The organism is Pelomonas candidula, assembly GCF_043555985.1.
Taxonomy (GTDB): domain Bacteria; phylum Pseudomonadota; class Gammaproteobacteria; order Burkholderiales; family Burkholderiaceae_C; genus Pelomonas; species Pelomonas candidula.
Window position 1 is genome coordinate 402,033 of record NZ_JBIGIC010000002.1, and the last position, 13,457, is coordinate 415,489.

The following is a 13,457-nucleotide window of genomic DNA, read 5'->3' on the forward strand; positions in this document are numbered from 1 at the left end:
GGCCTCACGCGGCGGCCTCCACCGCTTCGATGAGGATGCGACCGAACACGTCGGCCGCCACGCGGTGGCCAAAACGGTCTTCCACCAGCCCGCGCGCCGCGCGCGACAGCTTCAGGCGCAGCGCGCCATCGGCGATCAGCTTGCATGTCGCACTGGCCAGCTCGTCGGCGCCGTCGGCGCGCAGGAAGTGCGTGCCGTGATCCACGTCCAGGCCCTCGATGCCGATGGTCGTCGACACGACCGGCAGCCCCATGGCCATGGCCTCGAAGGCCTTGATGCGCGTGCCACCGCCGACGCGCAGCGGGATGACGAAGGCCTGGGCGTCGCGCGCATGGTCGCGCACATCGTCGACGAAACCGGTGAAGCTGACGCCCGGCACGTTGCGCTGCACCAGCGCCGCCGGCGGGTTCTTGCCGACGACGCGAAGCTGGGCGTTGGGCACCTGCGCGCGCACTCGCGGCCAGACTTCCTCGATGTAGAAGCGGATGCCGTCGACGTTGGCCTCCCAGTCCATCGAACCGGTGAAGACGACGACCGGGCTGCCGTCTGCCGGCGCCTGCCACGAGAAGAAGTCCAGATCCACGCCGGTCGGGATGGCGCGGGCCGTCGCCAGGCCGTCGGCGGCGAACTTCTTCGCGTCGCGTTCCGACACCGCGACGACGCGAGTGAAACGACCCAGCGCCTCACGCTCGAAGCGGCGCATCTTGGCCGCCTGCGAGGCCCACAGCCAGCGCAGCGGCGCGCTCGCGGCCGTCTTGGCATGGCGCTCGAAGATCTCAGCCTCGACGTTGTGCGTGAAGCAGACCGTGGCGCCGCGCAGATTGGCCGGGCGCAGCACGGCAGCATGGACGAAGTCGAAGACGACGACATCGAAGGCTTGTGCCCCCAGCAGCTTCTCGACCGCCGCAACGGCGGCCGGTGTGCGGTCGGCAGCGACGTTGATGGGCAACGACGACAGCAGGTCCGGCGCGCGCTGCCAGCGCGGGCGGGCCGGGCTGGGTGCCCAGCCGACGAAGCGATGGCATTGCCGGTCCAGCTCGCCCTGCCATTCACGCTGCTGCTCCGCCGTGGCCGGCGACAGCAGCGTGATGTCGAACACCCCGCTCTCCTTCAGGCCGCGCAGGATGTTGCCCGTGCGGATCTTGCCGCCGGCATCGGCCGGAAACAGGAAGACCGGCGAGATGAAGGCGACCTTCAGGCGGCGCTGCGGTGCGCTCACCAGCAGATGCCCTCGTACTGCGCAAAGCCCGCGGCGCGCAGGTCGGCATAGCCGTTCAGGTCGACGACACGGGCGTTCTTCGCGACGGCGATGATGCGCTGGCGCGTCTCGGCGTCCGCATGACCCACCACGACGATCTCGGCGCGCGCCAGCGCCGCATCGGGCGTCTCGTGCAGCAGCTTGTCGAGGTGGGGGATCTCGCGGTCGATGTATTCCTTGTTCTTGCCCAGCAGCCGCGCGATCTTGACGAACTTGTCGTAGATGGCGAGATCGAACCCCTTGCCCAGCAGCTTCTCGGCCAGCACCACCAGCGGCGAGTCGCGCAGATCGTCCGTGCCGGGCTTGAAGGCCAGACCGAACAGCGCGACCGGCTTGCGGCCGACGGCGGCAACCAGGTCGTAGGCGCGGCCGATGTGGGCGTCGTTGCTGTCCAGCAGCGAGCCCAGCACGGGGATCTCCACGCCGCGCTCGCGGGCGATGGTCAGGAAGCCCTTGACCTCCTTGGGCAGGCAGGAGCCGCCGAACGCGAAACCGGGTCGCAGATAGGCCTTGGAAATGTTCAGCTGCGTGTCACGGCAGAACAGCTCCAGCACGTCGCGCGAGTCCAGGCCCGTTTCCTTCAACACGGCGCCGGCCTCATTGGCGAAGACGATCTTGAGCGCGTGGAAGACGTTGCACAGGTACTTGACCGACTCGGCCACGCCGACGTCGGCCGCGACGAAGTTGCCGGGCACGCCGGCATAGAGGCGCTTCATGACCTCGACGCCGGCCTCGTCCACGCTGCCGACGATGGTCTGCGGCGGGTTGTGGAAGTCGGACACCGACGAGCCCTCGCGCAGGAACTCGGGGTTGAAGACCAGCGACAACCGGTCGCCGATCTTGCGGCCCGCGGCCTTCTCCAGCAGCGGCGCGATACGCGCACGCGTCGTGCCCGGCGCCACGGTGCTGCGGATGACCAGCGTGTGGTGGCCGTCCTTCTTGGCGATCTCGGCGCCGATCTGGCCGACGACGGCGTCCAGCGCGGTCAGGTCGGGCATGTAGTTGGGCAGCGACGGCGTAGCGACCGAGATCAGCGAGACCTCGGTGCCCTGCACGGCGGCGGCGACGTCGTTGGTCGCCGTCAGCTTGCCGGCCTTGACGGCCGCGGAGATCAGCTCCTCGATGCCCTCCTCCACGACGGGCGACTGGCCCGACGCGATCAGCTCGACCTTGAGCGCGTTGATGTCCACGCCCACCACCTCGTGGCCCAACTCGGGCAGGCAGGCGCATGACACGGCACCGACGTAGCCCAGACCGAAAACCGAAACCTTCATCTTGTTGTCCTTCTCGAAATCAAGCGGCGGCGCGAGCCGTGGCGGTGCCCAGACCCGCGTTGCGCAGGAAGGCGTCGAACATCAGCAGCACCCACAGCGGCTGCGCATGGTCCATCGCGCCGCGCTCGTGCTGGTCCAGCAGGCGGGCAATGGTGCTCTGGTTGAACCAGCCGGTCTGCGCCAGCGCACCTTGCTGCAAGGCCTGGCGCGTCTTCTCGCGCAACGGGCCGCGCAGCCAGCGCGCCAGCGGCACGGCGAAGCCCATCTTGGGCCGGTACAGCACATCATGCGGCAGCATGGGCTCCAGCGCCTTCTTGAAGATGTACTTGCCTTCCTGGCCGCGCAGCTTGAGGTCGGACGGCAGCGTGGCCACCCACTCGACCAGCTTGTGGTCCATCAGCGGCTCGCGCACCTCCAGGCTGTGGGCCATGCTGGCACGGTCGACCTTGGTGTTGATGTCGCCCGGCAGGTAGGTGTGGATGTCCAGGTACTGGATCAGCGCCAGCGGATCGTCCGTCCCGGCACGGCGGGCATGGTGGTGGAACACCTCGCTGGCGTGCCAGCCCTGCAGGTCGCGCTTGAAGGCGTCGCTGAAGAGCTCGTTGCGCAGCGGGTCGCGCACCAGGCCCATGGTGTTGAAGTAGGCGTCGACCGAGTTGCGGGCGATGGCCTGGAAGGTCGTCTTGGCACGGAACACGCGCGGCGCCCAGTCGGCCTTGGGGTAGAGCCTGGCCAGCGGGCCGAACACCCCCTTGCGCAACGCCAGCGGGAAGGCGCTGCGCATGCGTTCTTCCATCATGTGCATCTTGTAGCGGCGGTAGCCCCCCAGGCTCTCGTCGCCGCCGTCGCCGGACAGCGCCACCGTCACATGCTTGCGGGCCAGCTCGCAGACGCGGTAGGTGGGGATGGCGGACGAGTCGGCGTAGGGCTCGTCGTACAGGTGGGCCAGCAGGTCCACGAGGCCGAAGTCGTCGCTGTTGACGACCTCGACGCGGTGGTTGGTGCGGTAGCGGTCCGCCACCTGCTGCGCGAACTCGGTCTCGTTGAACTTGGGGTCGTCGAAGCCGATGGAACAGGTGTTGACCGGCTGTTCGTCCAGCTGCGCCATCGCGGCGACGACGGCGCTGGAATCGACGCCACCGGACAGGAAGGCGCCCAGCGGCACCTCGGCCTTCAGGCGCAGCTTGACCGATTCGGACAGGCGCCGGCGCAGCTCCTCGGCGGCCTCTTCCTCGCCGATCTTGGCGTCCAGCGTGAACCTGACGTCCCAGTAGCGCTGGGGCTCGCCCAGCGGCTGGCCGCGCTTGACCAGCAGGCGATGGCCCGGCGCGAGCTTCTGCGCGTGCCGGTAGATGGTCCAGGGGTCGGGCACATAGCCCAGCGCGAAATAAGCCTCGACGGCGCGCGGGTCGATCTCCTGGCGCAGGCCGCCGTGGGCCATCAGGCTCTTGAGCTCGGAACCGAACAGCAGCCAGCCGTCTTCCGTCACGGCATAGTGCAGCGGCTTCACGCCCAGCCGGTCGCGGGCCATGAACAGGCAGTCGCGGCGGCGGTCGTGGATCATGAAGGCGAACATGCCGCGCAGGTGATGCACGCAGTCCTCGCCCCAATGTTCCCAGGCGCGCACGATGGCTTCGGAATCGCTCTTGGTGCGGAACACGTAGCCGTGGCCGCGCAGTTCGTCCATCAGCTCCAGGTAGTTGTAGACCTCGCCGTTGAAAACCAGCGCCACCGACTTGTCGTCGTTGAAGATGGGCTGCTGGCCGGTCGCGATGTCGATGACCGACAGGCGCCGGTGGCCGAAGCCCACACCGGGCTCGATATGCAGGTCGCCCTCGTCAGGCCCGCGGTGGTGCTGGGACTCGTTCATCCGGTGCAGGCGTTCCCGTTCGGGAATGCGCTGGCTGCGGATATCGAACAGACCGGTGATGCCGCACATGGGTTGGGACCTGGTTCAACCAATCATTGGGAAAGGGGCGCGCCCGCTGCAAGGGCCTGGCGCGAAGAAAGGCGGATTCTTACCGAGCTTGGTGACGCCTCCCGGCCTTGGCGCCTGGACGTGTGACGTGGCGCACGGCTTATCCCCCTGTCCGGGGGATGCCGCGCCCTCGGGAAGCAGGGCGAACGGAGTTGCGCCTGCGCCGATACTTCGGCGCCCTCTTCCGCCCAGCCACCTTGATCGCCCAGCTGTTCTCCTTCCTGTCCGTCGGCGCCCTCGCCACGCTGCTGCAGTACTCGCTGACGGCCGGCTTCGTGCTGGCGGGCTGGCTGACGCTGGTGGCGGCGTCCACGGTGAGCTTCCTCATCGGCGCCGTCTTCAACTACTGGGCCAACGCGCGGCTGACCTTCGCCAAGCAGGGCAGCCACGTCACCAACCGCAGCCAGCAGCTGCGCTTTGCCGCCATGGTGGCGCTGGGCTGCGCGCTGAATGCCGGCCTGCTGCGTGCCGGCGTCGCCCTGGGCCTGCATCCGGTGCCGGCGCAGATCTGCGCCACCGCCGGCGTGCTGGCCAGCAATTTCGTGCTCAGCCGCTTGTGGGTGTTCCGCAAGCCTTGATCGGCGCCAGGCTACGCGTCCGCTGAGGCGTACAGCGCACCGTAGGCGGCGATCATGCCGTCGAGGCTGAACTGGGTCCGCACGCGGGCCAGCGACGCGTCGGCCAGCCGCTGCCGCAGTGCCGGCTCGCTGACGACGCGTGCCAGCGCGGCGGCGAGCGCAGCGCTGTCCTGGGACGGCACGAGCAGGCCGTTGGCTTCATGTGCCACCAGTTCAGGATTGCCGCCCACGTCGGTCGCGACGGGCGCGCAGCCGCAGGCCATGGCTTCCAGCAGCGTGTTGCTGATGCCCTCGGCCTGCGACGGCAGCGCAAAGATGTCGAACTGCGGCAGCAGCTGCGCAACGTCACTGCGATCGCCCGGCAGCCAGGCCTGATCGGCCGCGCCCGCATCGGCCAGGCGCTGCTGCGCGGCGTCCAGCAGCGGGCCACCGCCCAGCATGACCAGGCGCAGCCGCGGCCAGTCGGCCGGGCACAGATCGCGCAGGCTCAGGAAGGCGTCGACGAGGTTGAGCGGGTCTTTCACCGCCTGCATGCGGCCGACGGCGCCGATGACCAGATGCTCGCCGCGGCGATAGGGCCAGGCATCAGGCACCGTGGCAGACGGCGCGAAGCGCTGCGTGTCGACACCGTTGCAGATGCGCTGAACGCGCTCCGGCGCAAAGCCGACCGGACCGGTCAGGTAGGTCTCGATGGCCTTGGACAAGGCCACGAAGCGCTGCGTGCCGACGCCGTAGATGCGGCGCAGGCGCTGGTTGGTGACGCTGACGCCGCCCAGGTCGTTGGTGTCCCAGCCATGTTCGCTGTGCACACGCAGCGGCACGCGCGCGGCCCAGGCCGGCAGCTGGAATTCCATCGCGCCGAGGTTGCGGGTGTGCACGACGGCCGGCCGCAGTTCGCGCAGCAGCCGGTAGACCCGCGGGTAGAGCCAGAAGCCCTGGCCGGGCGACTTGTTCAGTGCGATGAACTGCGTGCCGGGCGCCTTCACGCGCTCCTTGAACGCGGTGATCTCCGTCACCGCCACCACCGCATGCCGGAACGCCGGCAGGTGGTTGATGACGTTGACGACGCCGTTCTCCAGCCCGCCGGTGTCGAAGCGGTGCAGCAGGTGCACGACCAGCGGACGCGAATCTGCCTGCACGGTCAGCGCCGCCCGGCCACCCGAAGGCGCTGACACCCCCCCGTGGAGGGCAGCTCGCGAAGCGAGCGTGGGGGCTTCATCCTTACAGGCGCCAGAGGCGGAAGCCCGCGTCGACGAGCGCCTTGGCGTCGAAGGCCGCCTTCACGTCAATGAAGGCGCCGCCCTTGGTCAGCTTCTTGCCGATGTCCTCGACGGACAGCGCCGCGTACTCGCGGTGCGACACGGCGGCCACGATGGCGTCGGCGCGCGGCAGGTCGTCGAAGGGCATCAGGCGCACGCCGTACTCGTGCATGGCCTCTTCGGCCTCGGCCTGCGCGTCGGTCACGAAGACCTCGACGCCGTAGGTCTTCAGCTCGTTGATGATGTCGATGACCTTGGAGTTGCGCAGGTCGCCGCAGTTCTCCTTGAAAGTCAGGCCCAGCACGTTGACGCGCGCGCCCTTGATGTAGCTGCCGCTGGCGATCATCTGCTTGATGGTCTGCTCGGCGATGAACTTGCCCATGCCGTCGTTGATGCGGCGACCGGCCAGGATGACTTGCGGGTGGTAGCCCAGCATGTCGGCCTTGTGTGTCAGGTAGTAGGGATCGACGCCGATGCAATGGCCGCCGACGAGACCCGGCTTGAACTTCAGGAAGTTCCACTTCGTGCCGGCGGCTTCCAGCACCTCGGTGGTGTCGATGCCGAGCTTGTCGAAGATGATGGACAGCTCGTTCATCAGCGCGATGTTGAGGTCGCGCTGCGTGTTCTCGATGACCTTGGCGGCCTCGGCGGCCTTGATGCTGGACGCGCGGTGCACGCCGGGGATGATGATCTTCTCGTAGACCTTGGCGACCGCGTCAAGCGTCTCGGGCGTGTCGCCGGAGACGATCTTCAGGATCTTGGTCAGCGTGTGTTCCTTGTCGCCCGGGTTGATGCGTTCAGGGCTGTAGCCGACGAAGAAGTCCTGTTTCCACTTCATGCCCGATTCGCGCTCCAGCACGGGGATGCAGACCTCTTCCGTGGCGCCGGGGTAGACGGTGCTCTCGTAGACAACGATGGCGCCCTTCTTCATGTGGCGGCCGACGCTGGTGGAGGAACCGATCAGCGGGCGGAAGTCGGGGATGTGGGCCTCGTCCACCGGCGTGGGCACGGCGACGATGATGACATCGGCCTCGGCCAGCATCTTGGGGTCGTCGGTGTAGACCGCCAGCTTGGCGGCCTGCACCTCTTCGTCCGTCAGCTCGCGGCTGGGGTCGGTACCGCGCTGGCAGGCCTCGACCTTGTTCTTCGCAATGTCGAAACCGATGGTGCGGATCTGCTTGCCGAACTCCACCACCAGGGGCAGGCCCACGTAACCGAGGCCGATGACTGCGAGCGTCTTCATAGGTCGTTTCTCGTTGCTTTGATTTGGAAAAGGGCGCGTGATTGTCACTGCTGGCGGGCCGCATCGCGGTCCCGGACCCCACGCAAAGCGGTGTCCAGCGCCGCCCAATGCATGCGCAGGAAGTCCTTCAGCACGGCGTCGTCGGCGCCGGCGGCGGCCTTGTCGACATAGATCAGCAGGACGGCGGCGTCGTCACCATGCCCCAGCAGGCGCTGCCAGGCGCCGTAGAGCTTGGCCTGCCAGTCACTGGTGAAGGGACGGCCGTTGATCCAGTAGATCTGCCAGACCCGCAGCCGCGGCGCCTGGCTGCCGTCGCCGCTGACCTGGCTCAGCGCCTGGCCGCGCAACTCGCCGGTGCGCCAGGGCTGCGGGCCGGACGAGGTGTCGAGCTGCGTCAGGCCCGAGGCCGTCTGGGACCACGACTTGTCACGCTCATCATCGACGAACCGGTTGACCGACGTGACGAGCTGGCGACCGTAGCGCTGGTCGCGGTAGTAGCCGACGTAGACGCCGATGGCCGGGCCGCCGGATTCCGGCTCGTAGCGACCGTGGAGCACGCCAGCGGGGTTCTGGAAGAAAGGCTGCCAGCTGGTCATCGGCTCGTTGTGCCAGGTCCATCGCGGCAGTGCGGGCGCGGCCAGCGTCGGCTCGCCATGGATGACGGCCTGCTGGGCCTGCGAACGGACCACCAGCGGCAGCGCCAGCGTCACCATCGCAACAAGCAGCGCCCCCCACCAGCGCACCGGCGAAGTCGGTTGCGCCGACGCCGCTGCGGGCACCGACGCGGGCTCGGGATCGGGCTCCGACCAGCGCGCACCGATCATGAACATGGCCAGCATGATGACGCCGAAGAAGACCCAGCCGTAGATGATGTGGTCCACACCGGTGGCCAGCTTGTTGCCGGACAGGTGGCCCAGCATGACGATCATGTAGGCCCGAAGCCAGTTGGCCACCAGCGGCGTGACGATGGACACGCCGACGAAGGCCCAGCGCCGGCGGTAGGACCGGTAGTTCAGGTACGCGAACAGCGTGCCGACCATGACGGAGGCCATCAGGTAGCGGATGCCGCTGCAGGCCTGCACCACGGACCAGGAGCCGGTCGGGATGACGAACTCCGTGCCTTCGCGGAACACCGGGATGCCGGTAGCGCGCAGCGCAACCACCGTGAAATCGGCCGTGCGATCGACCAGCCAGGGCGTCAGGAAATCGCCGAAGGGCACGGCGAAGAACAGGAAACCCAGCGGGAAGGCGATGCGGCGCGCGACCTCGGTGCCCAGCACGGCCGGCACCATCAGCACGACCATGCCCACCAACGCGAACTGCGTCGCGGCATTGGCCACCGCCAGGTCGCCCAACAACCACAGCAGGCCCAGCGGCAGCGTGAACCACAGCCAGCACGGCGCGGGCCGGGGCGCCAGGACCGTCAGGTCGCCACGCAGGCGCCAGACCAGCCAGGCCGAGATCGGCGGCACGACCCAGGCGTGCGCGAACGTCTCGGAGCGGTTCCAGATGACGACCATGGCCGCACCGGTGTCGTAATACATCACCGCGAGCAGCGCCCAGGCCACGGCCAGGCCGAGCAGCGGCAGGCGCCAGGGCTTGGGCACGTTCAGCACGCCTTCTCCAGGTGGCGATCGAGACCGGACAGGTGGGCGTCCCAGCTGTAAGCGCCCAGGACAAAATCACGCGCGCTGTGGCCTGCAGCGTCCGCGGCCTCGCGGTCGGCGAGCAGTGCCGACAGGCGCTCGACATAGCTGGCCGCATCATCGGCCGGCAGCAGTCCGGGTTGCACAGCCGTCGTGATGGCGCGCACGCAACTGCCCGCGGCCACGACAGGGCGGGCCATGGCCATCGCTTCCAGCACCTTGTTCTGGATGCCGCGCGCCAGCCGCAGCGGCGCGACGACGGCCGCCGCGTGCTGCAGGTAGGGCCGCACGTCGGGCACGGTGCCGGTCACGTTGACGATCTCGCTGCTCAATGCGAGCACGGCCGGCGACGGGCTGCGGCCGACGATGTGGAAGCGCAGCGCCGGGAAGCGCTCGCGCAACGGCGGCAGCATCTCGTTGGCGAACCAGCTCACCGCGTCGACGTTGGGCCAATAGTCCATCGCGCCGGTGAAGACCAGCGGCAGCTCACCGGCTGAAAACGGGCTCTCGCGAGCTGGATCGGGCTTGAAGAAATCGGCATCGACGCCGTTGCCCAGCGCCGCCAGATTGAACGACTGCCCCGGGCTCAGCTCGCGGAACAGCGCGACCTCGTTGTCGGTCACGAAGAAGCTGCATTGCGCCTCGCGCGCGACGCGCTGCTCAAAGCCCAGCAGCTTGTCGAACTCGCGCCGATACAGCCATGACATCGGCCAGGCGTGCTCCGGTGCATAGTCGCGCCACTTGGCGGAATCGACGTCGACGAAGTCGACGAGCTGGTGCAGTCCCGGCGGCGCATATTGCGCCATCACGCCGCTGAAGACGACGACGGCATCGAAGCCCACGCGGGCCATGGATTCGTCGACCCATGCCTTCAGACCGGCATCACGGTAATAGGGCAGGCTCAGCGCCTCGCCGCTCAGCAGGCCGCGCAGGCTCAACAGCTTGGCGCTGCGCGGGTTCAGCCGGGCGATGTGCAGGCCGGCGCACAGCTCACGCACACGCGGCAGGTGCTGCTCGTCGTCGGGGTCGTCGATGAAACTGCCCAGATGAACCTCATGCCTCGCCGCCAAATGCTTGAGCAGGTGGTAGGAGCGCACCTTGTCGCCCTTGTTGGGCGGGTAAGGCAGGCGGTGGACGAGGTAGAGGATCTTCAAGAGATACTCAACCCAGGTTCTTGACGATGAAGGGGCCCAGCCAGTTCGCAAAGCCGATGGGCAGCTTGCGCCAGGCCTTGATCATCAACTGGTACTTCGGGTTGTTCGGGTTGTTCTGCGGAATCGCGTCGCGCTTGAAAAGCCGGTACTCGTAGCTCAGCGGCTGCGGCTCGAAGCCCCAGTTCTTCTTGAAGGCGTACGGGCCGGTCCCCTGCTTGCTGCGGCCGTAGTCGAACACCTTGAGGCCGCGCGCGCAGGCCCGGCGCATCAGCTCCCAGTACTTGAAGTCGTTGGCGGCCAGGTCGCGGGCGGCCTCGTCGTCGCCGGCGTAGTAAGGCAGGCATTCGTCGCGGAAGTAGAAGGTCAGCACGGTGGACAGCGGCTTGCCGTCGGAGGTGGTGACGGTCAGCACCTCGGCGTCCGGGCCGAATTCATCCAGCAGCGCCTGGAAGTACTTCTTCGGCATGGCCGGCGTGCCGTGGCGGTGCACGTTGTCGGCGTAGAGGTCGAAGAAGCGGTCGACGTTTGCGTCGACGTCGGCCGTCAACTCGTTCTTGATGCCTTTGCGCACCATCGCGCGCTGCTTGCGCGGGATGGCCAGCATGTTGGCCTCTTCCTCCGGCAGGATCTCCTTGCGGAAGGTCACGTAGAGGTCCTGCCTCGGCCAGTCGGCATGGCGGGTGGCGCCGAGGTTGCGGTATTCGAGGTGCTCGGCGCCCTGCCCTCTGGCGATCTTCTCGGCCTCGGCTTCGAGCGCCGCCGCGGCTTCGTCGTTCAGCGCGGCGACGCCACCATAGACGGCGAAAGGCAGGCTGGACACCGAGTGGCCGAACAGCCGGCTCTTGACCTCGGCCAGCGGCAGCACGCCCTCGATGACACCGTCACGCTCGGCGTAGAGGAAGAAGCCGCGGTGGCCGAAGCTTTTCTCGATGACGCGCAGCCAGCCGCTGCGATGGAAGAACGTGGCCAGCGGGTGGGCCAGGACGAAGGCGTCCCAGCGGGCGGACATGGCTTGATCTTGCGCGGCCAGCCGCGCAATACGAAGAGAGGAACTCATTCAGGCGGGGCTCAGCGAGGGCGCCACAGCGCGCGGGCTGGCCTCGCGGCCAAGGAAGATCTCGTCCATCCGGCCCCAGCGGAAGTCTTCCAGCAGGCGCGCAATGCGGCCGTGGGTGCGCTCGATATTGACGTAGTGCCGGAAGCGCGTCTTGGCATTGATGCCCGGCACGCGAGGCTGCCCGGGGTCGATCTCCCACGGGTGGAAGTAGAAGACCGCCGACTCTCCGTCCACCTCGTTGACGCGGCGGATCATCCAGCGCGACAGCGCGTAGGGCAGCAGGCGGAAGTAGCCGCCGCCGCTGCTGGGCAGATTCTTCGAGCCCATGCGCAGCGTCGTGACCGGGATCTCGAGCAGGCCCTCGCGCACCGGATAGGCAAAGCGCGGCGAGTCCGGCATGCCGTAGTGATCGTGCGCGATCGGGTAGACGCTGGACGAGTAGCGGTAGCCCGCGTCGCGCAGCACGTCGAAGGCCCACAGGTTGCCCTTGCCGATGGAAAAGCTCGGCGCGCGGTAGCCGACGACGGGCACGCCGCCCAGATCCTCCAGCAGCTTCTTGGCGCTGGCGATGTCGGCCAGGAAGGCTTCGGGCGTCAGGTCGCTGGCGCGCTCGTGGCCGTAGCCGTGACTGGCCAGTTCGTGACCGCCGGCCACAATGGCCTTGACGACCTGCGGATAGCGCTCCGCGATCCAGCCCAGCGTGAAGAAGGTGGCCTTGACCTGCTTGTCGGCCAGCAGCGCGAGGATGCTGTCGATGTTGCGCTCGACACGGCACTCCAGGCCGTTCCAGTCCTCGCGGCGGATGTAGGGCGCGAAGGCCGAGACCTGGAAGTAGTCCTCCACGTCAATGCTCATCGCATTGCGCAGCGGCGGAGTGGGTGTGGGCATCAGCATGATCGACAACCTCAGTGCTGTTTGACGGCGTCCACCAGCTTCTGCAGAAGCGCCAGCGTCTGCAGGTTGATGCGCTCCAGGCGCATCATGCTGCGCTCCAGCCGCTGCAGGCGATCGGTGTGGTGGTCGGCGCTGAGCGCCGCGATCTCGGTGGACAGGCCTTCGACCTCGGCGACGCTGAGCTTGAGCTTGGCCACGTCCAGCGAGCCCGGCGCACTGTCCAACGCTGCGGGACGGCTGTCGGGCAACTTGGCCGGGACGCTGTCCAGCGGGCTGACGTCGCTGTGCCGCGGCGTCTCGCTCTCCTGGGCGATGTCGCGCAGCACTTCCTTCACGTCGGCCAGCGTCAGGTGGCTGCGCCCCTGCATGAAACCCAGCAGCAGCAGGCGGTCGCACAGGCGGTTGATGCGGCGCGGGATGCCGTTGCTGGCCTTGTGGATGGCCGGGAAGGCGTCGTGGTCGAAGGTGGGCTTGCCGGTGGAGCCCGCGCACTTCAGGCGATGCTCCATGTAGCGCTGCGTCTCGTCCTCGTCCAGCGGGCCGATGTGGCAGGTCGCCGCAACGCGCTGGCGGAACTGCTCCATCTCGGGCTTCTGCAGGATGTTGCGGAACTCCGGCTGTCCGACCAGGAAGGTCTGCAGCAGCGACTGGTTGGCGAACTGGAAGTTGGACAGCATGCGCAGCTCTTCGACCGCACGGGCCGTGAGGTTCTGCGCCTCGTCGACGATGAGTAGGCAGCGCTTGCCCTGCGTGACCTGGTTGACGAAAAAGGCCTCCAGCGTCATCAGCAGCTCGGACTTGGGCGCGTCCTTCACGCGCACGCCGAAGGCGGCGCCGACCATGCGCAGCGTGTCCTCGGCGTCGAGCTGGGTCGTCACGACGTTGCCGATGACGACGTTGCTGCGGTTCAGGCTGTCCAGCAGGCCGCGCAGCAGCGTCGTCTTGCCGGCGCCGATCTCGCCGGTGATGACGATGAAGCCGTCGTTGCGCAGCACGCCGTAGTCCAGATAGGCCTTGGCGCGGCGATGCTGCTTGCTGCCGTAATAGAAATTCGGGTCCGGGCTGAGCTGGAAGGGCTTGCTGCTCAGGCCGTAGAAGGCTTCATACATGACGGTG

11 protein-coding genes are annotated in these 13,457 nt (G+C 67.8%); 1 reads left to right on the forward strand and 10 read right to left on the reverse strand.

Annotated features, from left to right (window positions below; all coding sequences use genetic code 11):
- Positions 1–4 precede the first annotated feature (4 nt).
- Genes ACG04R_RS05415 through ACG04R_RS05425 form a run of 3 tightly spaced genes read right to left on the reverse strand, consistent with a single transcriptional unit; the run spans position 5 to position 4,471 of the window.
- Complete coding sequence (locus ACG04R_RS05415) at positions 5–1,219, reverse strand: glycosyltransferase family 4 protein (RefSeq protein ID WP_394407024.1); 1,215 nt, start codon at positions 1,217–1,219, stop codon at positions 5–7.
- Positions 1,216–2,532 carry a nucleotide sugar dehydrogenase gene (locus tag ACG04R_RS05420; protein WP_394407026.1) on the reverse strand — a complete coding sequence of 439 codons (1,317 nt, stop codon included), beginning with the start codon at positions 2,530–2,532 and terminating at the stop codon, positions 1,216–1,218. Before ACG04R_RS05420 ends, ACG04R_RS05415 begins: the two co-directional genes overlap by 4 nt.
- A gap of 19 nt (positions 2,533–2,551) precedes the next feature.
- Positions 2,552–4,471 (reverse strand): XrtA/PEP-CTERM system amidotransferase, encoded by a 1,920-nt coding sequence (locus ACG04R_RS05425; protein ID WP_394407028.1) that lies wholly within the window; start codon positions 4,469–4,471, stop codon positions 2,552–2,554.
- A 236-nt stretch (positions 4,472–4,707) separates the two neighbouring features.
- Here ACG04R_RS05425 and ACG04R_RS05430 point away from each other — a divergent pair, with 236 nt between their 5' ends.
- The gene (locus ACG04R_RS05430; RefSeq protein ID WP_394407030.1) at positions 4,708–5,088 is read left to right on the forward strand and encodes a GtrA family protein; all 381 of its coding nucleotides are present in this window, start codon (positions 4,708–4,710) and stop codon (positions 5,086–5,088) included.
- Between the two features lie 11 nt (positions 5,089–5,099).
- Here ACG04R_RS05430 and ACG04R_RS05435 read toward each other — a convergent pair whose 3' ends face one another.
- From ACG04R_RS05435 to ACG04R_RS05465, 7 genes are read right to left on the reverse strand one after another with little or no spacing between them, the layout of a single operon-like run.
- Positions 5,100–6,263, reverse strand: a complete 1,164-nt coding sequence (locus ACG04R_RS05435; RefSeq protein WP_394407032.1) for a TIGR03088 family PEP-CTERM/XrtA system glycosyltransferase — start codon at positions 6,261–6,263, stop codon at positions 5,100–5,102.
- Between the two features lie 46 nt (positions 6,264–6,309).
- A complete protein-coding gene (locus ACG04R_RS05440; RefSeq protein WP_394407034.1) occupies positions 6,310–7,590 on the reverse strand; it encodes a nucleotide sugar dehydrogenase in 1,281 nt (426 codons plus the stop codon).
- A gap of 44 nt (positions 7,591–7,634) precedes the next feature.
- Entirely contained in the window at positions 7,635–9,206 is a 1,572-nt protein-coding gene (xrtA, locus tag ACG04R_RS05445) for an exosortase A (protein ID WP_394407036.1), read from the reverse strand.
- On the reverse strand, positions 9,200–10,390 hold the full coding sequence (locus ACG04R_RS05450; protein ID WP_394407038.1) for a TIGR03087 family PEP-CTERM/XrtA system glycosyltransferase: 1,191 nt from the start codon (positions 10,388–10,390) through the stop codon (positions 9,200–9,202). The genes xrtA and ACG04R_RS05450 overlap by 7 nt, the downstream gene beginning before the upstream one ends.
- A gap of 7 nt (positions 10,391–10,397) precedes the next feature.
- Positions 10,398–11,399 (reverse strand): FemAB family XrtA/PEP-CTERM system-associated protein, encoded by a 1,002-nt coding sequence (locus ACG04R_RS05455; protein WP_394407040.1) that lies wholly within the window; start codon positions 11,397–11,399, stop codon positions 10,398–10,400.
- A 48-nt stretch (positions 11,400–11,447) separates the two neighbouring features.
- Positions 11,448–12,335, reverse strand: coding sequence for an XrtA system polysaccharide deacetylase (locus ACG04R_RS05460; RefSeq protein WP_394407041.1), 888 nt, complete (start codon positions 12,333–12,335; stop codon positions 11,448–11,450).
- Positions 12,336–12,352: 17 nt separating this feature from the next.
- Entirely contained in the window at positions 12,353–13,450 is a 1,098-nt protein-coding gene (locus ACG04R_RS05465; RefSeq protein WP_394407042.1) for an XrtA/PEP-CTERM system-associated ATPase, read from the reverse strand.
- Between the last annotated feature and the right edge of the window lie 7 nt (positions 13,451–13,457).

Excerpts from the sequence above, each read along its gene's own strand:
- ACG04R_RS05440 (WP_394407034.1), bottom strand. The coding sequence starts at position 7,590 with ATGAAGACGCTCGCAGTCATCGGCCTCGGTTACGTGGGCCTGCCCCTG.
- ACG04R_RS05460 (WP_394407041.1), bottom strand. The coding sequence starts at position 12,335 with ATGCCCACACCCACTCCGCCGCTGCGCAATGCGATGAGCATTGACGTG.
- ACG04R_RS05425 (WP_394407028.1), bottom strand. The coding sequence starts at position 4,471 with ATGTGCGGCATCACCGGTCTGTTCGATATCCGCAGCCAGCGCATTCCC.
- ACG04R_RS05420 (WP_394407026.1), bottom strand. The coding sequence starts at position 2,532 with ATGAAGGTTTCGGTTTTCGGTCTGGGCTACGTCGGTGCCGTGTCATGC.
- ACG04R_RS05465 (WP_394407042.1), bottom strand. The coding sequence starts at position 13,450 with ATGTATGAAGCCTTCTACGGCCTGAGCAGCAAGCCCTTCCAGCTCAGC.
- ACG04R_RS05455 (WP_394407040.1), bottom strand. The coding sequence starts at position 11,399 with ATGTCCGCCCGCTGGGACGCCTTCGTCCTGGCCCACCCGCTGGCCACG.